This is a genomic window from Micromonospora sp. NPDC005206, assembly GCF_040608175.1.
Taxonomy (GTDB): Bacteria; Actinomycetota; Actinomycetes; order Mycobacteriales; family Micromonosporaceae; genus Micromonospora.
In genome coordinates this window covers 45,875-66,970 of record NZ_JBEXHU010000025.1, presented here as the reverse complement: position 1 = coordinate 66,970, position 21,096 = coordinate 45,875, and the positions used below count along the sequence as shown (strand labels likewise).

At 68.9% G+C, this 21,096-nt stretch carries 22 protein-coding genes and 4 pseudogenes; 15 read left to right on the top strand and 11 right to left on the bottom strand.

The features are described 5' to 3' along the window. Nucleotides 1-627 precede the first annotated feature (627 nt). On the top strand, nt 628-849 hold the full coding sequence (locus tag ABZU69_RS31125; protein ID WP_354967874.1) for a transposase: 222 nt from the start codon (nt 628-630) through the stop codon (nt 847-849). A 7-nt stretch (nt 850-856) separates the two neighbouring features. Here ABZU69_RS31125 and ABZU69_RS31120 read toward each other — a convergent pair whose 3' ends face one another. From ABZU69_RS31120 to ABZU69_RS31105, 4 genes are all read right to left on the bottom strand, one after another. Beyond that, nucleotides 857-1,450, bottom strand: coding sequence for a flavoprotein (locus tag ABZU69_RS31120; protein WP_354967873.1), 594 nt, complete (start codon nt 1,448-1,450; stop codon nt 857-859). An 80-nt stretch (nt 1,451-1,530) separates the two neighbouring features. Next, nucleotides 1,531-2,295 (bottom strand): transposase, encoded by a 765-nt coding sequence (locus ABZU69_RS31115; RefSeq protein ID WP_354967872.1) that lies wholly within the window; start codon nt 2,293-2,295, stop codon nt 1,531-1,533. 93 nt (nt 2,296-2,388) lie between these two features. Continuing rightward, nucleotides 2,389-4,509 carry a hypothetical protein gene (locus ABZU69_RS31110; protein WP_354967913.1) on the bottom strand — a complete coding sequence of 707 codons (2,121 nt, stop codon included), beginning with the start codon at nt 4,507-4,509 and terminating at the stop codon, nt 2,389-2,391. Between the two features lie 184 nt (nt 4,510-4,693). After that, nucleotides 4,694-4,819, bottom strand: coding sequence for a hypothetical protein (locus ABZU69_RS31105; RefSeq protein WP_354967871.1), 126 nt, complete (start codon nt 4,817-4,819; stop codon nt 4,694-4,696). Between the two features lie 53 nt (nt 4,820-4,872). On the opposite strand from ABZU69_RS31105, the gene ABZU69_RS31100 reads away from it, so the two are divergent. Further along, nucleotides 4,873-5,418 (top strand): hypothetical protein, encoded by a 546-nt coding sequence (locus ABZU69_RS31100; protein WP_354967870.1) that lies wholly within the window; start codon nt 4,873-4,875, stop codon nt 5,416-5,418. A 375-nt stretch (nt 5,419-5,793) separates the two neighbouring features. Here the strand turns inward: ABZU69_RS31100 and ABZU69_RS31095 are convergent, their stop codons facing one another. Beyond that, entirely contained in the window at nt 5,794-6,438 is a 645-nt protein-coding gene (locus ABZU69_RS31095) for a hypothetical protein (protein ID WP_354967869.1), read from the bottom strand. A gap of 488 nt (nt 6,439-6,926) precedes the next feature. Between ABZU69_RS31095 and ABZU69_RS31090 the strand changes: the two genes are divergently transcribed. After that, nucleotides 6,927-7,376, top strand: coding sequence for a hypothetical protein (locus tag ABZU69_RS31090; RefSeq protein ID WP_354967868.1), 450 nt, complete (start codon nt 6,927-6,929; stop codon nt 7,374-7,376). A gap of 82 nt (nt 7,377-7,458) precedes the next feature. On the opposite strand, the gene ABZU69_RS31085 is transcribed toward ABZU69_RS31090, so the two are convergent. After that, the gene (locus tag ABZU69_RS31085; protein WP_354967867.1) at nt 7,459-11,745 is read right to left on the bottom strand and encodes a carboxypeptidase regulatory-like domain-containing protein; all 4,287 of its coding nucleotides are present in this window, start codon (nt 11,743-11,745) and stop codon (nt 7,459-7,461) included. Between ABZU69_RS31085 and ABZU69_RS31080 the strand changes: the two are divergent. The 5 genes and pseudogenes from ABZU69_RS31080 to ABZU69_RS31060 form a co-directional block, all read left to right on the top strand. Next, nucleotides 11,663-12,145 (top strand): annotated as a pseudogene (locus ABZU69_RS31080) (hypothetical protein); the annotation flags it as partial. The gene ABZU69_RS31085 and the pseudogene ABZU69_RS31080 sit on opposite strands and share 83 nt — an antisense overlap. Nucleotides 12,146-12,354: 209 nt before the next feature. Then, entirely contained in the window at nt 12,355-12,930 is a 576-nt protein-coding gene (locus tag ABZU69_RS31075) for an HTH domain-containing protein (RefSeq protein WP_354967916.1), read from the top strand. A 311-nt stretch (nt 12,931-13,241) separates the two neighbouring features. After that, nucleotides 13,242-13,424: a hypothetical protein gene (locus ABZU69_RS31070; protein ID WP_354967866.1), complete on the top strand. Its 183-nt coding sequence runs from the start codon at nt 13,242-13,244 to the stop codon at nt 13,422-13,424. 63 nt (nt 13,425-13,487) lie between these two features. After that, complete coding sequence (locus tag ABZU69_RS31065) at nt 13,488-13,991, top strand: hypothetical protein (RefSeq protein ID WP_354967865.1); 504 nt, start codon at nt 13,488-13,490, stop codon at nt 13,989-13,991. Nucleotides 13,992-14,074: 83 nt separating this feature from the next. Then, a pseudogene (locus ABZU69_RS31060) lies at nt 14,075-14,317 on the top strand (hypothetical protein); the annotation flags it as partial. Between the two features lie 68 nt (nt 14,318-14,385). On the opposite strand, the gene ABZU69_RS31055 reads toward ABZU69_RS31060, so the two are convergent. Then, entirely contained in the window at nt 14,386-15,021 is a 636-nt protein-coding gene (locus ABZU69_RS31055) for a TetR/AcrR family transcriptional regulator (protein WP_354967864.1), read from the bottom strand. 137 nt (nt 15,022-15,158) lie between these two features. On the opposite strand from ABZU69_RS31055, the gene ABZU69_RS31050 reads away from it, so the two are divergent. From ABZU69_RS31050 to ABZU69_RS31030, 5 genes are all read left to right on the top strand, one after another. Next, nucleotides 15,159-15,692 carry a carboxymuconolactone decarboxylase family protein gene (locus ABZU69_RS31050; RefSeq protein ID WP_354967863.1) on the top strand — a complete coding sequence of 178 codons (534 nt, stop codon included), beginning with the start codon at nt 15,159-15,161 and terminating at the stop codon, nt 15,690-15,692. Nucleotides 15,693-15,802: 110 nt separating this feature from the next. Then, nucleotides 15,803-16,594, top strand: coding sequence for an isocitrate lyase/phosphoenolpyruvate mutase family protein (locus ABZU69_RS31045; protein WP_244298514.1), 792 nt, complete (start codon nt 15,803-15,805; stop codon nt 16,592-16,594). A 61-nt stretch (nt 16,595-16,655) separates the two neighbouring features. Next, nucleotides 16,656-17,303, top strand: a complete 648-nt coding sequence (locus ABZU69_RS31040) for a nitroreductase family protein (RefSeq protein ID WP_354967862.1) — start codon at nt 16,656-16,658, stop codon at nt 17,301-17,303. 45 nt (nt 17,304-17,348) lie between these two features. Beyond that, nucleotides 17,349-17,729, top strand: a complete 381-nt coding sequence (locus ABZU69_RS31035) for an MmcQ/YjbR family DNA-binding protein (protein WP_354967861.1) — start codon at nt 17,349-17,351, stop codon at nt 17,727-17,729. 44 nt (nt 17,730-17,773) lie between these two features. Then, nucleotides 17,774-18,685, top strand: a complete 912-nt coding sequence (locus ABZU69_RS31030) for an NADP-dependent oxidoreductase (protein WP_354967860.1) — start codon at nt 17,774-17,776, stop codon at nt 18,683-18,685. 239 nt (nt 18,686-18,924) lie between these two features. On the opposite strand, the gene ABZU69_RS31025 is transcribed toward ABZU69_RS31030, so the two are convergent. Both ABZU69_RS31025 and ABZU69_RS31020 read right to left on the bottom strand, forming a co-directional pair. Next, nucleotides 18,925-19,371, bottom strand: a complete 447-nt coding sequence (locus tag ABZU69_RS31025; RefSeq protein ID WP_354967859.1) for an N-6 DNA methylase — start codon at nt 19,369-19,371, stop codon at nt 18,925-18,927. A 146-nt stretch (nt 19,372-19,517) separates the two neighbouring features. After that, nucleotides 19,518-19,673, bottom strand: a pseudogene (locus ABZU69_RS31020) (hypothetical protein); the annotation flags it as partial. 57 nt (nt 19,674-19,730) lie between these two features. Here ABZU69_RS31020 and ABZU69_RS31015 point away from each other — a divergent pair. After that, a pseudogene (locus tag ABZU69_RS31015) lies at nt 19,731-20,069 on the top strand (transposase); the annotation flags it as partial. A gap of 9 nt (nt 20,070-20,078) precedes the next feature. Beyond that, nucleotides 20,079-20,375, top strand: coding sequence for a hypothetical protein (locus ABZU69_RS31010; protein ID WP_354967858.1), 297 nt, complete (start codon nt 20,079-20,081; stop codon nt 20,373-20,375). Here the strand turns inward: ABZU69_RS31010 and ABZU69_RS31005 are convergent. Beyond that, nucleotides 20,347-20,862 (bottom strand): hypothetical protein, encoded by a 516-nt coding sequence (locus ABZU69_RS31005; RefSeq protein ID WP_354967857.1) that lies wholly within the window; start codon nt 20,860-20,862, stop codon nt 20,347-20,349. The two genes, ABZU69_RS31010 and ABZU69_RS31005, sit on opposite strands and share 29 nt — an antisense overlap. After that, on the bottom strand, nt 20,838-21,095 hold the full coding sequence (locus ABZU69_RS31000) for a hypothetical protein (protein WP_354967856.1): 258 nt from the start codon (nt 21,093-21,095) through the stop codon (nt 20,838-20,840). Before ABZU69_RS31000 ends, ABZU69_RS31005 begins: the two co-directional genes overlap by 25 nt. Nucleotide 21,096: the final 1 nt, after the last annotated feature.

Below are 21,096 nucleotides of genomic sequence, written 5' to 3'. Positions count from 1 at the left end.
GGCATCCGCCCGCAGCGAGGCAGCGAGAAGGCAACAGACGCCTCGATCGAAGCCGACACCGCAAGCCACGAAATGATTAGGGGCACCTGCGCAGAGGCGCAGCGCGACACCGGCTGCCAAGGGTGGACAAGGAGTGCCCGGCTCCCCCGACGGGGGTCACCCTCAGCGCGCAGGGAGCCCGACAGCGGCGGCGACTTGACATCAGTCGTTGACCTCAACGGTGGCGGCCGAGGCTGGACGAGCGCGGGCGGGTGTCGCCTCGAAGTCGGACCCCATCCTCGAAACCGAGTCCCCGCTGTGCACAACACGGTAATTTCGCGATATGGGCATCATCGGGGGGATAGCATGCGTCTTTCTGATCGTCGTCATCGCGGCGCTCATCGTGTTCTGGGTGGCGCGGAACGCGAAGCGCTGAGCCGTTTTTTCAGGGCCGACGCATCTTCATAGGGCAATTTGGCGCTTTCTACCCGTTGGCGGACTTGCGACATCGGGCGACGAGCGGCTTCGGGACCGGACGCTGCGAAGGCACGGTCGGCCGCCAGCTTTTTCCGACCTCAGTCTGGTCGGCCCTGTCCTAGCAGGACAGATGTCTGTCATGTCAGCCATGAACTCAACCAGGTCGACCTGGTGTTCCTAACGACCTACGCGTCCTGGCTGAACTGGATCGAAGCCGAGTTCGCCGCCGTCCGATACTTCGCGCTCAGCGGCACCGACCACCGCACCCACGCCGAGCAGGACACCGCCATCGGCGCGTACATCCGTTGGCGCAACTACCGCGCCCAACCGAAATCCGGATTCGTCATCAACTCCAAGATCCGCCACCCGGACTACCCGTTCAAGGCTGCATGATGAGGCGCTAGCCGGACTGCCGCGCCAAGTTGTCGGCGGTGCGCTGTCGCTCTCCGGTGGGCTGTCCGGGGACCCGGGCGAACCGCGTCCAGGCGGAGATCACCTGTACGGCGGCGTGCCACGGAACCGGGTCGGCGACCTCGGAGGGCTCGGCGGGCCGGGTCACCGTCACGCCCCAGTGCCGCAGCCGCTCCAGGCTCTCCAGGAAGGCGGGGTGCCGGGCGAGCGCCGGATCCGGGGCCGGCACGGCGACGACCGGCAGGCCGACGGCGATCGCCTCGTTGAGCAGCCGCAGGCCCAGGTTGTCGTTGAGGCCGTACGCCCACTTGTTCACCAGGTCGAAGCTGGCCGGCACGACGGCGAAGGCGTCGGCCGGCGGCAGGGGATGGAGCGTCTCCGGCTGGTCGTCCTCGCGTACCGGATGGTGGGTGAGATCGGCGAGCCCGTCCCGGTCGATCGAGTCGACCGCGTCCGGGGTGGCGATGAGGTGGACCTCCCACCTCAACTCCTGGCAGGCCGTGATGAACGGTCCGAGCTCGACAGCGGGCTCGGCGTGGCAAACGACGAGGTGCAGGACAGGCGATCGTAACTTCCCGGGCATGGCGCTCCTATCGGCCTGAGAGGTCCCCGGCGCCAGTCGTGGCGAGAGCCGGCTGCGCGCCGGGACGTCGAGCGCCCGCGTCACCGGCGATCTCGCCGATCGAGTGGCTCCGGATGTCCGTGTGGATCCCGAAGCCGAGAGTATCGAGCCGGCTGCGAACGCGAGCCGTTATCCAGTGAACTGGCTGGATGGATGTGGCGCCGCTCCATCCGAGGAGCTGACCGAGCGGTCGGCCGGGCGTCCTTAAGTGGAGGATTCGGCGGCGCGCCGCCGGGAATCAGGTCGCGGACCAGGACGTGCAGGCGATTGAGGACGCGAATGCGTTCACCGGCCAGGTCGTCACGGCGTTCGGCCAGCAGCCGCAGCTGTGTGGTGTGGTCCTCGGCGACCACCGCGCGCAACCGCTTGTGGCGCATCGCGTCGTGCGCGACGCTGGCGGCGTCGGCGGGATCGCTCTTGCGGGCACCGCCGATGTCCAGCAGCCGGGCGCGAGCGGCGAGCGTGGCCGGCACGTCGACGACGTCTTCGCCGCCACCGACGAGCAGCTGGGCGATGCCGCGGCCAAGACCGGCGGCGCCTTCCACGGCAGACCGCCGCTGCGGCCAGCGGGCCTCCCACCCCATCAACGTCTTGTAGGTGCCGGCGTTGACCGCCACGCGTCTGACCGTCAACTGCCGGCCGGTGGCATCAGTGGGAGGAGAGCAGGGTCGCGCATCCCAGCCGGAGCACAGCGGCCCGGGCAACCATGCTGACCCACTGCTGGCCGGCAAGCAGGTGGGCGAGCCACCCCTCGGCTGGTGGTGTACGCGCCGGGAACCGGCCGCGGCGCCGAGGCCAACCGCCACGGGTCGTCGCGACCGGCCGGTGGCGGGAGCGGATACGGCGGGCGGGCCCGCACCGGTGATCCGGTACGGGCCCGCCGTCGGCCGCCGTGGCGGCTACTTGTTTCCGGTGTTGCTGACCCGGAACGTGTAGTCCGCGTCGAGGAAGGTCAGGTCGCCGGTCGGCAGGTTGGAGACCAGGACGGCGAAGTCGTCCTGGTTGCCGTTGGCGCACCTGGTTTTCAGGTTGCTGGCGGTGAACTGGTCCCCGGTGGACCGGTAGACCCAGTTGCCCGCGCCGTCGGTGGTCTCCCCCGCCGTGGTGGTGCCGGGCGTGAGGTCGCAGTGCGCGACCACCTGGACGGTCCAGTTGTTGTCCTGCGTGCCGGTGGTGGTGAACCAGTCACCGGTCGCCGAGGAGAGGGCGGCGTCGGCTCCGTTGACCCGCACGTCGTCGACGAACCAGCCGGTGTCCAGGTAGGCGGCGTCGGTGGAGTAGCGGAACCGGACGTCGGTGGCGCCCGCCGGCACGGCGGCGGTGAGGTGCACGTAGACCGGGTCGTCCACGAAGTACGCGCCGCCGGAGGTGCCGGTGAGGCCGCTGCCCTCGGTGTTGTTGCCGTGCGGGTTGTCGTCGGTGGTGACGACCTGACCCGCGTCATTCCGCAGCGGCACGGTGACCCACTCGCCGCCGACCAGGGCCTCGACGAAGCCGTAGTCCCAGCCCTCCTCGATGAAGTTCCAGCTCCAGAAGTCCAGCGAGGTGACCGGGCCGGCGGTGTCGACGTCGAGGATGTTGTCGGACTGGCTCTCGTAGCCGGCGTACCAGTGGGTGGTGCCGGTGTGCGGGGCGATGGTCGTCTCATCCTCGCCGTCGGAGGCGAGCGCGACGGTCGGGCCCGGGTTGCGGAACCGCTCGACCGACATGCCGAACGGCACGGCGGTGGTGTCTGGCCGGTTCTTCAGCCGGGCCCACTTCGCCTCCGGGGTGGCTCCCTGGTAGCTGCCCCGGCCCGCCCAGAAGGATCCGTCGGCGATGTCGATGGTCCACGACGTGTCGGCCGGGTCGCCGAAGTTGAATGCCTTGATGTCGTAGACCGGCGAGTCCTCGTCGTCCAGGTAGACCGCCACCGACCAGTCCCGGAACAGGGCCTCGGCGCTGCGCAGGTTGGCACCCGTCGCCGCGTTGAAGGTGTTGATGGCGTTCTGCACGCCGGCCATGCCGTCGGCCTGCTCTTCGAAGATGGTCTTGATGAGCAGGTCACCGCCGGCGGCGTCGTACTGCTTGTCCGGGGTGTAGGTGCCGTCGCCGTTGCCGCCGGCCTGCTCCCAGAGGTACTGGAAGTAGGTGAACGCGGCGCCGTAGTTGGCCAGCGTGCCGCCCCACCGGGTCAGCGAGGTCTCCTCGTAGAAGACCTGGTGGTTGGTCAGGTGCGAGCCGCCGGCGTCGAGCCCGTTGAGAAAGATGGCGAAGTCGGCCAGCCCCTCGTCGACCCAGGAGAGCTCGCCCGGGTCGCTGTAGTTGTGCAGCAGGTGCTCCAGCTCGTGGGCGACGGTGCCCTCGTACAGCTCGGGCCGGTCGTTGGCCGGGTCGGCGTCGCGCCACGGCGCGTCGTTCGGCCCGACCCGGTTGGCCCAGTCGAGGGCGTCGACCACGATGACGTTCATCCCGTTGCTGTCGATGAAGTCCGGGGCGAAGTAGCCCGCCGTGTAGGACGTCTGCGCGCAGTCGTAGTACGCCTCGTCCTGGATGTTGTAGAGGACCATCACCAGCGAGTCGCTGGCCGGCTCGTCAGGGTCGGCCGCGTCCATCAGGCCGAAGTGCTCCTCGTCCACGGCGACGATCTGGCCGGCGAGCTTGTCGCCGACGTAGTCGATTTGCCCCTGGGTGAGGGCGAACTGGGCCGCCGTGGCGGTGGCGCAGGGGGTGAACCCGTCGGCCGGGTTGTGGTCGAACTGCGGGTCCAGGCTGGCCACCCCGGCCGGCGCGGAGCCGTCCAGCGGGGTGCCCTCCGGGACGTAGATGTAGACCGGGGTGCCGTCGGGGGTGGTGTTGGCGTACACCCGGGTGAAGTCCTGGTTGTACGTCCCACCCGCCGCGCTGTCGTTGATCGGCAGCGTGATGGTCGGCTCTCCGGGAAGGTTCAAGTGGTCGTCCGCCTGTGCGGGGGCCGAGACCGTGAAGGCGAGCGCGGTCACGCCCACCACCGCGGCCGCGATCCGGCTCGCTCGTTTCATTCGCACGCGGCTGCCTCCTGCGGGTGAGGCTGGGCGGATCGGGCCGCCCAGTCGTCGATGTAACACTTTTGAGCCCTGCGACGCTGCCTCAAAACCGCACCTGACCAGGGAATATGAGCTCAGCAGACCACTTCGGACGGTGACTCGCAGGCCCCTCAGGTCACAGCTGCGTCACGAAGATGAGTCATCCGGCGGGTTCGGTGACCGCCCGGCGGCGCAGCAGCCTCCAGGTCGGCGCGACGCTCGCCGCGAGCGCGAGCAGCAGGCACAGGCCGACGACGCCACCGATCACCGGCCACGCCCGCCGCAAGGACCGCTCCCCCGACGCAGCTGAGCAACGGGGCGCGCGTCGGCCTGTTCGTGGTGGCCGTGCTGATGGTCGTGGTCGTCGCCGCGCCGGTCGCGCTGTCCGCCCAGGACCTCATTGACTGGGCGGCTTCGCCCACGGGCCTCGGCCTGGACCGCTTCTGGGCCACGGTGGTCTTCATCGCCCTCGACGCCGCCGCCGCGGTGTGCGTCCTGCTGATGGTCTACTGCGCCGTCCGAGGCGAGCCTGCCGGCGCGTTTGGCCTGTTCGTCTGGGTATTCGCCGGGACCGGCGCCTTCGCCAACTACCGGCACGGCACCCGGGTGGGCGCCCCGGATGACGCCTGGTGGTTCTTCCCCCTGATCTCGATCATCGGCCCCGCGCTCATGGAACTGGTGCTGCGGCGAGTCCGCAAGTGGGTGCAGCGCGACGACAACCGGCGCAGCCGCACCCTCCCCTCGTACGGGTGGCGGCGGTGGATGCCGGGCATCGGTTCCTTCAAGGACACCTTCGGCGCCTGCAGGACCGCGATTCTGCTGGGCATCGACACCGTCGACCTGTCGATCGACTGGTACCACTACCTGTGCCCCGACGGACGCTGACTCCACGCTCCAGGCCCCGGCCTAGTCGAGATGAGCAACGTCCGCTGACCTCAACGGGGTCCGCGCCACAGCCGAGATCCGTACGGACTTGTCCGGCGTCGGCCGCCACGGTTGATGTCAGGGACTGATGTCAAGCCTCTCCCCGCTGCCGTCTCCCCCGATGGCGTGACCCCCGTCGGGGGGAGGCCGATCGGCCGCATCGATGAGTGTTGGCGAGCGCTGTCCAATCTGATCCCTTGCATGGATCGCACCGCCCAGCGTGATCGCCATCGGTCGGATGGTGAAGCGCTTGCTGACTCTCTGTTGAATCCAGAGATGCTCACAGGCCTCGCCGGTGCCGATACTGCCGCCTCTTAGCCCTTCCGGCTCGTCGGTCTACTGCTCACCGGTTAGCTCGGCGAGGTCGACGGCGCTGAGGAGTTCGGCGAGTGCGGGCTCGGTTGCGAGGTTCAAGGGCTGCAGGTCGCCGGTGCGGGCTCGTTGGTTAAGCAGCAGCTCCGTGCTGGTGTCGTTGACGATCCGGGCTGCGTCTGCTGTCTGCCACTGAACGCCGTTGAGTGACTCGCGGTCGAACTTGGCCGCGAGCAGGCAGGAGACGCGGGGCCGGCCGTAGCTATCAGGCCCGTCCTGACGCAGCACGGCAACGCGGGCGGAAGCGATCGCGGGTGCAACAGCAAGAGCTTCCCGTACGGTGACCACCACTTGGCCGCACACGAACTGCTTGTAGTAGGCGGCGCGGTCGCGCTGTGGCAGCTTGCGTAGGGACAGGTTGCCCGCCTGGGTGGTCGTGGGCATGCGTTCGGGTACGACCTGGTCCACGCTGGGTACGAGCACCACCAGGGAGACCTCGTCGACGGTGACCCCGACGGCGGCGCTCGGTGCTTCGTTGTCCTCGAAGGCTTCCTCCAGCGTTTCCAGGACAACCTCGGGTGAGTTGCTGCACAGTTGCTGCCACCGCTGGTCGAGGTATTGCTGCCAGCCTGCCTGCTGCTCACATCGGGTCGCCCATTGCCGTTGCATCTCAGCCTCGGTCCACTCGGTGGCGAGCTGCTTGGCCCGAGCTCGTTTCGCGCGCTCGAAAAGGCGGTGGGGCTGGGGTGTGGCACCGCCATACCAGGGCTGACCCGCCCTGCCAGCAGTGCCATTCGGTCAGGACCGTCCGGTCGGGTCGCGGTCAACGGGACGGAGGAGGACCGCTGCCAGGTGGCGATCCAGCACGCCGAGATCCTCGTGCACGCCGCCCACGATGTGCACTCCGCACGTACCATGCACGAACTCGCGTCCGGACGGGCGGGGACCGGGGCGGGGGACCCTCGCTCGGACGGGCCGGTGGCGGCGGAACCGCCCGACCCCCGGCCCTGGCGACCCTGCGCCGGGCCGATCTCGTCCCGGCTCGCCGCCAGCTGCGCCGCCGGTGCGCGCTGCTGCTCGCCGGTCGGATCGCCGAGGCGGAGGCGTTGATCCTGGAGACGTTGCCGCTGGCCCGCCGCCACCTCAGATCGAGCCAGATGCAGAGCAGTGGGCTCTCCCCGTTCCTCGCACTGGTGCACTGCTACCGTCCCGACCCCGGGTCGGCGCACGAGCTCGCCCTGGCCGGGTACGAGACCAGCCCGCATCCGCCCGATCCGGTCAGCCAGGCGCTGCACGCTCTCGTGCTGGCCCAGGTCTCGCTGGTCAGGGGCCGGCCCCGCACGGCTCTACGCTGGGCCCAGGAGTCCCGCCTGGTGGCCGGGGACATCGGCCTGCGCCCGGTATGCCGCTGGGCCTCGGCGGTCCGCGTGCAGTCCTGCGTCCAGCTCGGGTTCGAGGTGGACGACACCATCATCGACCTGGACCGGTACGCACGTGGTCCGGCTTCGGTCCGGCTGTTCGACATGGAGGTTGCCCGCGCCAGCTCGAAGCGGAACCCAATCATCGAAGCAGCATCCGTACACCTCGCTTTGGTACAGCCACCGTAGCCACAGTCGCTTTGACCCAGCAGACACCCAACGGGCACGGGCCGGTCGTCGCCGAAGCGTTGGCTGACCCGTGCCCGCAAGCTCAGCAGCTAGTTGGCTGCAGGACCACGTCTGTGCTGACCGTGCTACCGGCCTGCACCTTGACCCTTCTTGTCAAAGTGCTGAATTCGTCCTTGGAGTAGACCAGCGTGATCGGGCTGTCCCGCTTGTCGACCCAGACCGACCAGTTGCCGGCCTCGTCGGTCCACAGGGTGGTGGTGAAGCGTTTCGTCCGAACCGTGACGGTGGCGCGCGACAGCGGCGCGACGGAACCGGTGCACCCGGCACCGCTGACCGTGCCGCTCAGCCGGCCCCACCTCTTGGGCGGATCGACATGCATCGTGACCTGGACCGGTGCGGGCTGCACGGGGCCGTCGACCCGGACCGCCAGCGCGGCGCCGTAGTCGCCCGGCTGGTCCACGGTTGACGCGTTGCCGGCGTCCAGCTTGAGCGTCACGGTCTTGCTCTCCCCAGGCCGAAGGGTGAAGGCGCTGTCGCTCTCGGAGAGCCATGGCACGTCGCCGGACGGCCCGCAGATGTCGTATCCCGGCAGCTCCTGGGTGCTCGACGTGGCCTCGAAGTGTTGCCGCGCCCCACCGACCCGGTAGACGCCACAGGCAGCAGCGCCACGGTAGAACGGCGCGGGTGCGTTCGGCAGGGCGTGCCATTTGCTGGCCACCGGATCGTACGCGTGCCCCTCGTTGGTGACGGACGACGTCGGGCCCGTGCCACCGGCGACGCCACCACTGAGCAACAGCTGCCCGTTGGCGACCGTCGACGCCGCGCCCCACCAGCCGGTCGGCAGGTCGGCCACGCGGGTCCACGCGTCCGTGCGCGGCTCATACGAGTAGGCGGCGGCCGACCCGTTGCCGGTCCCGAAGTCGACACCTCCGGCGCAGATGACCCGTCCGGTCAGTCCGCCGCAGGACATGAACGCCTCGCTCGCCGGGTAGTTCGCCCTGCTGCTCCACCGGTCGTGTACTGGGTCGTACACGAAGACGCTGTTGGTGGCGGTCAGGCAATCGCCGACATCGCAGCCGGAGACCAGGTACAGCAGGCCGTCGAGCACGGCACTGCCGGCGGCGCCGCGCGGTGCGGGCAGCGGCGCGCCGCGCGTCCACGCTCCGGTCGCCGGATCGTAGATCTGCACGTCGGTGACCGCGTCCAGCGGTCCCCAGCCGCCGGCGACGACGAGTCGGCCGGCGACGAACGCCGCCACCGGCTTCTGCACGGGCACCGGCAGGTCCGGCAATGCCGACCACAGCAGCCGGACCGGATCGTAGACGTACCCCTTCGCCGTGGGTCCGTACCCGTCAGGCGTGCCACCGACGACGTAGACCTTGCCGTCGTCGCCGCGGGCCATCGCGTTGTCCATGATCGGGCCGCCCGGATAGTCGGCCAGCGGCGCCCACGCCGGACCGCCGGACGCTGCCGAGGCGGTCATGGCCGGCGGGGAGGTGACGGTCGGCGCTGCGCCGACCAGCCGCCCGTCGGCGGCGCGCCGGCCGCCGGAGGCGACGCCGGGGACCCGTCGCACCGGAACCGCCGCTGCGGCGGCGGGCGGTGCGCCGATCGGGGTGAAGCCGCCGGGCTGCTCCACGAGGGAGACATGCGCTTCCGCCGACCCGGAGTTGGTGACGGTGAACTTCGCCTGCCCACTCTCGCCGAGCCGCACGTTCCGCGTCACCGTCGCCGGGCTGACGGTGAGCGCCGCGGCGGCCAGCGAGAAGTCGGCCCTGGTGGCCGCGTTGGTTGCGACGTGCACCGACCGGGTGAGGCTGACCCGGTTGCGCGCCGACGCGGTGAACTGCTGGTCACCGTCGCCCGGCGCGAACAGGGCGAAGTAGCCGTCGCCGACGTTGTCGTCGTCGGGCGTGGCCACCGACCTGGCCTGCGCGTCCGGGTGGGCGACCGCCGCCACCGTGGCCCCGTTGACGCCGTCGCCGGTGGTCGCGTCGAGGACCCGTCCGGCGACGATCCCGCCGGCCAGCGGGTCGCAGGTACGCCTGCCGACGTAGACGTCGTCGAGTTCCCAGTAGCGGGCGAACTGCCCGGCGTAGTGGAACCGCACCAGCACCCCGCGGCGGTTGGCCGCCTGCGGGATCGGCAGAGACAGCGGCCCGTTGATGATGGCCAGCCCGTCCTGCTTCCAGATCGTCGACCAGGTGGCGCCGCCGTCGATGGACACGCCCACGTCGGCCGACTGCGTCGGCAGGTACCCGACGAAGCGGGTGCGCAGCCCGACGACGGGATGGTCGACGTCGGTCAGGTCGACCGGCGGTGTGGTGAGCGTGGTGTCCTTGCGGTTCTGGAACTGGGTGTCGATGAGGGCGAAGTTTCCGCTGCCCGTCGTCTCGTTGGTACGCGGGATCACCGTGCCCCGGTTGAACTCCCACCCGCCGTTCTCGGTCGCGTTATCGGCACGCCAGCCCTCCGGCACGTCGGTGGATTCGAACGGTTGGGCGGGCATGCCGGCGTAGTTATGGTGATAGCCGGCGGCCTTGCAGATCTCGTCGTCGACGGGCACCGCGATGTCCCGACCGACGTTGGTGGCGTCGATGGTGACCTGCGCGTCGGCGGTCCGGTATCCGGCTGGCTCGGCCCGTACTCGCAGGGTCAGGGCGGACTGTACGGGCACCCGCATGCGGTAGCGGCCGGTGAAGGGATCGGTGCGCACGGCCGGCAGTGGCGTGCCGGGTGCGGACACCGTGGCGTACAGCGGCCAGCCGTGCCCGGAACCGTCTTTCACCGTGCCGGAGAGCGTGACCAGCGGCTGGGCGTGCAGCGCGAGGTCCACCGTGGACGTTTGCCCGTCGGTGACCTCGACGCTACGGGTCACGTCGACGTAGCCGAACGCGGCGACCGCCACGGTGAACGTGCCGACGGGTTCGGTGACGTAGTACCGCCCGGCGGCATCAGTGGTGGCGGTGACGCTGTGACCGCCGCCGCTCACCGTGACGGTGGCGTTCGCGACCGGCGCGTGGCTGCTCGCGTCGGTCACGGTGCCCGCGACACGGCCGTGGGGGCCGGGTGCCCGGAACGCGGAGACACCGTTCGGGGTCCCGAGGCCCGTCGGGCCGTCGAACCCCTCACCGGCGGTGCACAGGTACGCCGCCGCCGGGTCGCAGGTGCCGTTCCTGCCCGTGGTGATGTCGTTGAGGCTGCCGGCCGGCGCGGCGTAGGGGTACCAGTTCGGCATGTCGCCGGCCGGCGTCCGACCGGCGAGTGCGTACACGCCGGCGATGATTGGGGCGGCGAGGCTCGTGCCCCCGTACTGCGCCCAGCCGTAGCCGCCGAAGGTCTGGTAGACGGCCAGGCCGTTGAGCAGGTCGGCGAGGGCGGACACGTCGGCGACGGTGCGGCCGTCGCATCCGGGATCGGCCTGGAAGTAGGGCTTCGATTCCACCACGGAACATCCGCTGCCCGGCGCCCCGGAGTAGTTGTTCCACACCTGCTCGGTCCAGCCGCGGCTGGTGGTGTCGTCACGGGTGAGCGAGGTGCCGCCGACGGCCGTCACGTGCGGCGACGAGGCGGGAAAGGACATGCCGTACCCGCTGTCGCCGGAGGACGCCACGATCGCTACCCCCGGGTGCCGGTAGTGCTTCCCGTAGGTGGCGCTCAGGTCGGCGTCCTCGGGACCGCCGTAGGAGTTCGACACCACGTGCGCGCCACTGGCGACGGCCTGGTCGACGGCCTGGCCCAGGTCTTCGGCCGAGTTGGTGTCGGCCTCGACCAACAGGAGGTGGCAGCGCGGGCACACCGCCGACACGGTGTCGAGGTCGAGCGAAATCTCCCCGGCCCACGATTCGTCCGGTATGGGAAGGTTTTGGCCGCCGCGCTGGTCGATCTTCTTGAAGCAGCCGTTGTCGGTGGTGCACGGGGGCAGGCCCCAGTGTTCCCGATAGACCCCGAGGTCGGCCTCGGCCGTCGGGTTGTCGAAGGCGGCCACGACCGCGACGGTGACGCCGTCACCCGCCGCGGCAGGGAGGTTGTACGCCGAGGCGAGGTCGGCCGGACCGTACCCGTAGACCGTCTCGGCGGCGCCGGCCTGCCTGGACGTCGATGGCGACGGCTGCGTCGACGCCGTGGGCGGGGTGTGGCGGATCGAATGGCACTGTGCGTACCCCGCCCGCACCGGCCCGCTGCACACTCGCTCGACCCGCCATTCGCTGGACGGGCCAGGGCCGGTCGCGGTGGTGGCGAGACCTATGGATGCCGTGGTCAGGGGAGCCGCGTGGGCCACGCCCATGGCACCGGGAAAACCTTGGGCGACCAGTGTGCTGACAGCTATGGCGGTTACCGCGAGCGCGCGTAACAGACGACGCGACATGATTGCTCCTCCTCAATCGTGCCGGCACCGAGCGTCACGGTCGTCACGCGTCGTCACGAGGGGATCCCACATGCTTTCCATGCACCTAGATCACCGGCGGCGAGACAATAACAGCGTGATGACGCCCGACGGTGCCCGATTCGGCCAGATGCCCGTTCCGGACGCACGGGCCTATGCTCGGGCCGTGACGGACAACGGTGAGCGGGGAGCGTGGGACCTGGTCGGGCTGTCCGACCTGGACCAACAGGTGTACCGACGGCTCCTGCTCGATCCCAGGGCCGACGCCGAGTCCCACGCCGACGCGCTGAAGTGTTCGGCCGCGCATGTACGCGCCGCGCTGGACCGTCTGGCCTCGTTGGGCCTGATACGCCACGACGCCGGGACCGACGGCCGCTACCAGGCGGTGGACCCCCTCGCCGGCCTGGCCGCGCTGGTGCGGGAACGCCGACATGCCCTGGACCGGCTCGAGGCCGCGTCGTACGAGCTGTCCCGGGTCTTCGCCGCCGGCCTGATGCGCACCGAACCGCGACGACTCTTCGAGGTGGTCGAGGGGCGTACGGCGACCGCGAGAGCCGCATTCACGACGTGCTCGGCTCGGCGAGGATGGAGGTGGTCGGGATCGACACCCCGCCGTACGTCGCGCCGAACAGCACGCCCATCAGTGACGCCGAACTCGGTCTACTCCGCCGAGGAGTCCGGTTCCGCTCGCTGTATGCCAGCCAGGTCCTCGATGAGCCGGCGCTGGTCGCCCGTATCCAGTGGATGGTCGACAACGGCGAGGAGGCTCGGACACTGCCGCAGGTGCCCATGAAGCTGCTGGTGGTCGACCGGGAGACCGCCGTGGTGCTCCTCGCCGGCGAAGAGACCGCGCCGGAGACCCTCTCGGTCGTGGCGGCGCGTTCGGCGCTGACCGACGGTCTCCAGGCCATCTTCGAGCAACTGTGGACGCACGCCAGCCCCATCCGCTTCGGGTCGGGCCGCCAGGGCGCCACGGCGACGCACGACGCCGACACGAGCGAACTCATCGACCTGCTCAACGCGGGGGTGAAGGACGAGTCGATCGCCCGCCACCTCGGGGTGAGCCCCCGGACGGTCCGCCGCCGGATCGCCGAGCTGCTCGACGAACTCGACGCCACCGGCCGGTTCCAGGCCGGTGTCCGCGCGGTCCAGCGCGGCCTGCTCTGACACGGATCCGAGGGTAGGAATGCAAAAGGTCAGGACACCGGAGGGAGAATCGGGCACAGCGCTTCCAGCGCCGGTCCGTAACCCTGGTCTGGCGGGGTGGCATAGCCGACGACCAGGCCATCGTGGCCGGGCATGCACCATGCAGGCACCAGCACAGCTCGCCGCGTCGTTGCGAGTGACCCCACCGTGGTGGACTTGGCCGCATTCCGCGCACGTCACGGCGGAAGCGGTCGTGTCTGCGGCGGCGGCAGCCGAATGGATGGCTGGAGACCCATGGGATCATGACGTCATGTCGACCTAGCATCATGCCGGTGACACTCGGGCGACCGACCGGGCCCGAGGAGTTCCGCCATCTTGACGATGCCCGTGATGTTGAAGAAATGGCCATCCACCTCGACGTTGCTGATCGGGTTACCGCCGCCGAAGGCGTCCCGGTTGCCGGTGAACGGATCCGCGTTCAACTTCCCACCGGCGGCGCCGCCGTCGCTGGGTAGTCGCCCGGGCAGGCGCGCCCCTAGACTCCCGGTATCTCGGACCTCGACAGATGGGAAGTTTCCGTGCGTCGCTGGACGGCCACCTTGACCCTGATCGTGCTGCTCACAGGGTGCGGTGGAGGCGAACAGGTCGACCCGCAGGCTCCACCGCCGGTTTGGCAGAGCGCCGCGCCGACCACCCCGGCCACGCTGACGCCTACTGAGGCGAAGAACCGCTATCTGGCGATCGTGGCGCCGTACAACACCGCGTTGGAAGAGCTGGAGGACGCGGTCAACGCCGGGAAGCCGTGGCGGACGGTCCGCACGCTGGCCGCCGACGTGGCCCGGACCAACGCAGCACACGCGGTTGAGCTACGCGAGACGGTCTGGCCGGCAGAGGTCCGGGCGCCGATGGGCGCACTCCTCAAAGAGAACGACGTCGCGTTACGGCATTGGCGGCGAGCCGGCGAGGCGGCGGACGCCGACGTGCTGATGCGGGAGATCCGCGCAGCAGCGGCGCACAGCGGAGCCAGGGAGGCCGGCAAAGTCCGCACCGCGCTCGGGCTGCCCGCCTACCGGGAAGGCTGACCGCCTGCTGCCCGCCGATCGTCGGCCAGGTGCAGCCGAAGCACCGGGCGCCGCTGCGTGCAAGGATCGGTTCAACTCGTCGACCAACTGCCGCCTCCTGGGCCAACCCGATCGAGGCCCAGTTCGGGCCACTGCGCACCTTCGTCATCGCCGGCTCCAACCACCCCAACCACCGGGCGCTGACCCGGAAACTGCAGGCCTACCTGCGCCGGCGCAACGCCAACGCCCGCCACCCCGACGTCCTGGCCGCCCAAAGCCGAGAACGCGCCCGCATCCGCAGCGAACGCCAACGACGATGGGGCCAACCCACCACCCGCGCAGCCTGACCCCAACACCCTGAACGTTCGTGGTCACGGCACTAGGGAACTCGAGCGGCGGATTCGGTTCCAACTGCCTATGTGTCGTGTGGGTTAGCGAAGGTCTCGATGTAGTCGAGAGCGGCTTCCAGGGCCTCCCTGAGGGGGGAGATGCCCCGGGCGACTTGTGCGAGGAGCATGCCGCCCTGGAACGCGGCGAGGAGCAGGCTCGCGAGCCGCTCGGGGTCGGCCTCGTTGCTCAGACGGCCCTGCCGCTGCAGGCGGAGGAGCGCGTCGCGGAAGATCTCTCGCCACTTAGCGAACGCATCCGCAAGCTCATCGTGAACGTCGAGGTCGGTCTTGATGATCTCGCTGGCGAGCGACCCGAGGCTGCAGCCTTCGTGGTAGGCGCGTTCATACCCGATATAGAACGCTGCCCACTTCCGAAACCCCTCGAGGCTCTCGAAGCCGTCGAACTGTTCGCTGTGATGGAGCCCGAGGACGCGTTCAGCCTGCCATTCGATCACCGCCAGGACGAGGCTCTCCTTGGTCGGGAAGTAGTGGTTGATCTGCGACCCGCTGACGCCGGCGGCGCGCCGGAGCTTGTCGTTGTTCGTGGCGTGGACGCCCTCGGCGTAGATGAGCGCGGCGGCGTGCTCCAGTATCCGGGCACGCGTCGCCTGCCCCTTCTCGGTGAGCTGGCGAGGCTCTGGCGCTGCCGTCGTGGACTTCATGATTCACATCTTAGCAAGAGTGGGCTTGACAGCCCAGTCGTGTGTAGTGTTGTATCTACGGAGTGGGCTACGCAGCCCAAAACTTGACCAAGGTCGGTTACCGACCACCACCCACCTGGACCGGAGTGGGATTTCCCATGTCACGCCTGAACGTTCTTCCTGCCGATGAGCCCTCCGCCGACGTGCGGGGCACGCTTGACCAGGTCGAAGCGCAGTTCGGCTTCGTACCGAATATGTTCACCATGCTCGCGTCGAACCCGACCGTCCTCGATCTCGTCATGACGGTGCAGACGAAAGCGAGCAGGCTCCTGGACGCGAGGACGCGCCACACGATCGCGCTGGCCGTGTCCGAAGCCGATGGCTGCGACTACTGCCTGGCGCTGCACACGGCCGGGTCCGTGAAGGGCGGCATGTCCGTGGAGGACATCGAGCTGGCGCGGGCGGGAAGCTCGGTCGATCCGAAGCGGGCTGCGGTGGCTCGCTTCGCCCAGCAGGTGATCGAGACGCGCGGACGGGTCAGTGATGCCGACCTCGCGGCCGTCCAGGGTGCCGGGTACACCGATCCACAGATCTTGGCGATCGTCACGCTGGTCGTCCGGGCACTGCTGACGAACTACCTCAACAACGTGAACCTGACCGACGTCGACATCCCGGCCCCCGACCTCGCATGAGAGCGCTTACCAAACTCGCGAGAACAGCGGCCTGACCGGTCGAACCCTCGCCCTGATCGACCGCACTGGAAAGGAACGACATGCCCGGTTCTGAGCTCTATGAGAAGTTCATGGCACTGCACACCCGAGAAGGGGGCCTCGTCATGCCGAACGCCTGGGATGGCGTGTCGGCATTGGTCCTGGCGGATGCCGGCTTCGAGGCCATCGGCACGTCGTCGGCGGCCCTGGCGGCCGCGCTCGGCCGCATCGACGGACGCCACAGCATCACCCGCGACGAGCATCTCGACCACGCACAGCTGCTCGGCCGGCTCACGGGGTTGCCCGTCAACGGTGACTTCGAGGACGGCTACGGCGTCACCGCCGAGGACGTCGCCGTGACTGTGGACAGTGCCGTCGCGCACGCGCTGGCCGGCATCGGGATCGAGGACACCACCGGGAATCCCGATGACCCGATCCGCGACTTCGACGACGCGGTAGGCCGGGTTCGCAGTGCGGTCGCCGCGGCGAAGCGACGCATCGTCGTCACCGCTCGCACCGACAACTTCATCCAGGGGCGGCCTGACCTCGATGACACCATCCGACGGCTGACGGCCTTCGCCGAGGTCGGCGCCGACGTGCTCTACGCGCCGTTCCCGCCCGACCTCGAGTCCCTGGTCGCGATCGTCACCGCCGTCGCGCCGACACCCGTGAACGTTCTCATCTCACCGGCGGACCAGGTGCTGACCGTCTCTGAACTGCAGAAGGCCGGGGTCAAGCGCATCAGCCTGGGCCCCGCGCTCTACACGCATGCGATGGGTGCTCTCGAACAGGCGGCCACGGCGCTCAAGGCCGGCGACATCGCCTCGGCCACGACAGGCATCAGCTTCGACCGGGTGGGCGAACTCCTCGCCCGCAAACCCTAGCCGTATCCGACTTTCACCATCTACAACCCCTCAACTCATCACGCACAGAAAGCACGATGACATGGATCTCGACAAGCTCATGAGCAAGCACCTCAGCCGGTATTTCGACGGCAGCAAGACGATCCCGGATGAGACTCTTCAGCAGCTGCTGAGGTTCCTGCGCTCGGCTCCCACGTCGACGAACATCCAGCCGAATCACTTCTACGTCGTGTCCACTCAGGAGGGCAAGGAGCGGCTGGCCGCCAACCTCGGCGAGCGGTTCCAGGACAACGCCGAGAAGATCCTCAACGCCTCGCACACCATCATCCTCACCACTCGGGCCGATGTGCCCGAGCACCACCTCGAAGCGGTGTTCGCCAAGGAGCGGGCCGACGGCCGGTTCGCAGATGACGCCAAGCAGGAGCGGTGGGAATCGATGACCCGTGACTTCCTGAGCCTGCGCAAATACAGCTACAAGGACACCTACCACTGGATGGAGAAGCAGACCTACATGGTGATGGGTCTGACGATGATGGCAGCCGCCGAGCTCGGCGTCGAGGCCATGCCGCTCGAAGGCTTCGACCCGATCAGCGTGGACAAGGCCTTCAACATCCGCGCGACCGGATACACCACCACCGTGCTGCTCGCGCTCGGCTACCCCGACGAGGCGAAGCAGTACAAGACCCCGGTGTCGCGGTTCGAGCCCGAGCGCCTGTTCACCTTCGCCTGAGCGGCCCGGCCCGGGCGAACCGATCGCTAGAGGAGTTAACCAGCTATGGACGGACAGGAACTCCAGAAGGTCGCGAACGAGTACGCGACAGAGCTGCCGGACGTGACGTTCGAGCACCGTGTCGGCCCGAATTGGGAGCTGTACAAGGTGGGCGGCAAGGTCTTCATGCTCATGACCGACATGCCGGGACACCCCGTCGTGATCCTGAAGGCCGATCCGGACGAGGCCGTTGGGCTGCGCGAGCAGTACGCAGAGATCACGACCGGCTACCACATGGACAAGAAGCACTGGATCACGGCAGCAGGGGGGCCCAGCCTCGACGAGAACCTGGTGAAGGAACTCGTCACCGACTCCTACCGGCTCGTGGTCGACAAACTCCCGAAATCCAAGCGGCCCGTGGACCCGAGCACGAACCGGGCCGCCTGAAACCCGAAACACGCACGAACAGAATCAACACAGAAGGAAGAACCATGATCGGACTCGGTGTTCGAGCCGCCAACGGCGCTCTGGAGATCCTCGACCTTCCGAACCCCCGCCAGCCTGACGCGGGCGAGCTCGTCCTGGAGGTGGTCGCGGCAGGGATCGGGCCGTGGGACGCCCTGCTTCACACGGGCGGATGGGACGTCGGCCTCGTTCCGCCCGCAGCTCTGGGCGTCGAAGCCGTCGGCCGCGTCACCGCGACCGGCCCGGACGAGACCGAATTCCGCACGGGAGACCTCGTGCTGGTCCACGAGGCGCCCCTGCCAGGCGGCAGCGGCACCTGGGCAGAGCGCGTCCTAGTCCGTTCCGCGCACGTCGCACGACTGCCCGAGAGCCTGGCTCCGGAGATTGCGGCGGCACTCCCGGTCGCCGGGCTCACCGCCCAGCAGGCCCTCGACGAGCTCCAGGTCGACGCCACCACCCGCCTGCTCGTCGTCGGAGCGTCCGGCCCCACCGCGTCACTGGCCGTGCAACTCGCCCACCTCCGGGGCGCCGACATCGTCGCCGGTGCCGGGCCGGCCCGCGCCGATCAGCTCCGCGCCCTCGGCGCCAGCGAGGTCATCGACACCCACGCTGACGGTTGGGCGCAGAAGAGCGATCGCCGATTCGACGCCGTCCTCATCGCCGCGACAGGCACCGCCGAGGACGCGATCGGACTGCTCACCGACGGAGGCCGCCTCACCTCCATCACCTCGGACGCACCCGACCCGATTCGCGGAATCACCACCTCGGACCTCTACGTGCAGCCCGACGGACGTGCACTCGGCGAACTCGCGGCACTCGCCGCCTCCGGCGAACTGAGATTTGACGTCCAGACGACACCAATCAAGGACGGCGCCGCGATCGCGGACCAGGTCGCGGGCGGCCGCTCTGGTGGGGTCAAGTACGTCCTCGAGTTCTGACGTCCGCGGTAGAAGCACGTTGCAGATCGTCCGAAATGATGGTGTTCGTGCGTCATGTGGGGCCAGCGCCTTCGTGACACACCGCCCTTCTCCCTGCCCCTGACCATCGACGGCGACCGCATCACCGGGCTACACGTGCTGGCCGACCTGGAACGTCTCGACGGAATCATGCATATAGTCCAGGTGCGGTCGCCCCTTCAGGGCCTCCGCAAGATCAAGGTAGGGATTTCTCGGTTTGGTCACGTGATGCCGAGGAGTGGCAGAGGTCTGCGGTGATTTCGGGCGTTGTGGCGTAGGGCTTTGGCGATGTCGGTTTGTCCGGCGTGGCGTAGCGGGCCGATCTTGCCGAGGCCCTGGATGTTGGCCTTGTCGTGGCCCTTGGCCAGTAGGTCGGACTTGCAGATTGCGTATGACTGCGAGTTGTAATCCTGCCCGTACAGGCTCAGTTTCGCGTCGGGGTTCTGTGCGAGCAGGTGCTCCTCGGCCAGCGCGAGGATGCCGCCGGTGCCTGCGGTGGGGTCGTACAGCGTGCGGACGATGCCGGCCTCGGTGAGGTCGGCGTCCTTCTCGGCGAAAAGGAGGTCGACCAGCAGCCGGATCGGGTCCCGCGGGGTGTAGTGGTCACCGGAGGTCTCGTTCGCGGCCTCGTTGAACTTGCGGATGATGTACTCGAACGCATCGCCCATGTCGGCGTTGGAAACGACGTCCGGATGCAGGTCGACGGCCTTGAAGGACGTGATGACCTCGCGCAGGAGCCCGCCTTGTCCAGGGCGAGGATCTCCTTCTTGAAGTCGAAGTACTGGAACACGTCGACATCGGGCGAAAACCGGTCGATGTAGTCGGCCAGGTTGTCCGCCAGCCCATCGGCGTCAGCCAGCAGATTGGCGAAGGAGTAGTTCGAGGTGTTGTAGAACGGCCTGCCGGTCGCCGTCTTGACCTCGATCTTGAGCCGGTTCGGGTTAGCGTACTTCGCCGCCAGCGCGCGCACCGCCTCCCGGTCGGGCTCAAGGATGCAGTCGAGGCGTCGCAGGATCAGGCCCGGGCCCTGCTCAACACGGTCCGGCCGCGTGGTCTGGTCGGGCGCACCCGCCGCCGGCTCGCGTCCGAGCTGATCACCGAACTGGTCCAGGTCGACAAGAAGATCAAGGCCGCGAACAAGGAACTGACCGAGCTCGTCGAGACCACCGGCAGCAGCCTGCAGGACCTCAACGGCATCGGCCCCTCCGGCGCCGCCCGCCTGATCGGCGACATCGGCGACATCAGCCGATTCGCCACCCGCGGGCACCTCGCGTCCTGGAACGGCACCGCACCCCTGGACGCGTCGTCCGGTGACCAGCGGCGCCACCGCCTGTCCCGGGCCGGGAACCGGCGCATCAACCGTGCCTTGCACATCATGGCCGTCGTCCAGCTACGCCACGACACCGAAGGCCGTGCCCACTACCGGCGCAAACTCGCCGCCGGCAAAACACCGATGGAGGCCATGCGCGCACTCAAGCGACGGTTGTCCGACATCGTCTACAAGCAAATGATCAAAGACGCCAAGAAAGCCGAGACGGGCCCGGGAGGACACGTGGGGGCGACTCTTCAATCCAGCGCGGCTGACCCGAACCCCAGGGTCAACACTTCGGAACAGTCACTTCCCGGACCCGCCGAACCCCAGCCTAGAACACCACTCCTCGCCGCCTCTTGATGGCATGAAGGAGCGGGGCCTCGGAAAACGGTCGTCGCCGGGCTGGGACCATCCGGTTGCGGTCGTCTTGGCGCTCGCTGCGGCGACGGCGGCGGGATGAGGCGCCTTGGATGCGCCGGTGCCCCCAGCCGGGATTCTCCCGGGCCAGGCGCAGCACCAGGTCACGGATCTCGTCGCTGACCCGTGGCCGTCCCTGCTGGTTCGGATAGGTCCAGCGTCGGCGGACCAGTCGGCGATGCCAGGCCAACAGAGTCGTCGGGGTGACGAAGCGGTGCTTCCACAGTTCTCGTGGCAGGGCCCGGACCAGCGCGGACAACACCGCGCGTTCCGGCCACGACAGCCGCGGCCGGCCGATCTGGCGTCGCAATACAGCAACCTCGTGGCGCAGCACCAGCAGTTCCGCGACCATCGCGGCCTCGCTCCGCGTGGCCTGCCGCAGCCAGCCGAACACGCGCACCGCGCTCAAGTACAGCAACCGAACCAACACGCCCCCCATCCTGTGCCAGGGACGCGAAACATCAGCTCACACCAGGTGCGATGAGTTTTGGCACGGTACACGGCGTGGCCGGTCAGGCGCAGCAGCGTCTTGCGGGTGATGGCGAGTTCGGCCAGCTCGGTCCCGGCCGCGGTGAGCTGCTCGGTGAGCGTGGCGATCTGTTCACGGAGCCGTTCGGCCGTCATGCCGGCGGCGGTCTCGCCTTCGGTGAGCAGGTCCAGCACC

Bases quoted from the DNA above. Each gene is read 5' to 3' on its own strand.
- ABZU69_RS31120 (WP_354967873.1), bottom strand. From the start codon at position 1,450: ATGCCCGGGAAGTTACGATCGCCTGTCCTGCACCTCGTCGTTTGCCAC.
- ABZU69_RS31040 (WP_354967862.1), top strand. From the start codon at position 16,656: ATGGATCTCGACAAGCTCATGAGCAAGCACCTCAGCCGGTATTTCGAC.
- ABZU69_RS31045 (WP_244298514.1), top strand. From the start codon at position 15,803: ATGGCACTGCACACCCGAGAAGGGGGCCTCGTCATGCCGAACGCCTGG.
- ABZU69_RS31050 (WP_354967863.1), top strand. From the start codon at position 15,159: ATGTCACGCCTGAACGTTCTTCCTGCCGATGAGCCCTCCGCCGACGTG.
- ABZU69_RS31030 (WP_354967860.1), top strand. From the start codon at position 17,774: ATGATCGGACTCGGTGTTCGAGCCGCCAACGGCGCTCTGGAGATCCTC.
- ABZU69_RS31010 (WP_354967858.1), top strand. From the start codon at position 20,079: ATGGCCGTCGTCCAGCTACGCCACGACACCGAAGGCCGTGCCCACTAC.
- ABZU69_RS31095 (WP_354967869.1), bottom strand. From the start codon at position 6,438: ATGCAACGGCAATGGGCGACCCGATGTGAGCAGCAGGCAGGCTGGCAG.
- ABZU69_RS31110 (WP_354967913.1), bottom strand. From the start codon at position 4,509: ATGAAACGAGCGAGCCGGATCGCGGCCGCGGTGGTGGGCGTGACCGCG.
- ABZU69_RS31025 (WP_354967859.1), bottom strand. From the start codon at position 19,371: ATGGGCGATGCGTTCGAGTACATCATCCGCAAGTTCAACGAGGCCGCG.
- ABZU69_RS31055 (WP_354967864.1), bottom strand. From the start codon at position 15,021: ATGAAGTCCACGACGGCAGCGCCAGAGCCTCGCCAGCTCACCGAGAAG.
- ABZU69_RS31085 (WP_354967867.1), bottom strand. From the start codon at position 11,745: ATGTCGCGTCGTCTGTTACGCGCGCTCGCGGTAACCGCCATAGCTGTC.
- ABZU69_RS31090 (WP_354967868.1), top strand. From the start codon at position 6,927: ATGCAGAGCAGTGGGCTCTCCCCGTTCCTCGCACTGGTGCACTGCTAC.
- ABZU69_RS31035 (WP_354967861.1), top strand. From the start codon at position 17,349: ATGGACGGACAGGAACTCCAGAAGGTCGCGAACGAGTACGCGACAGAG.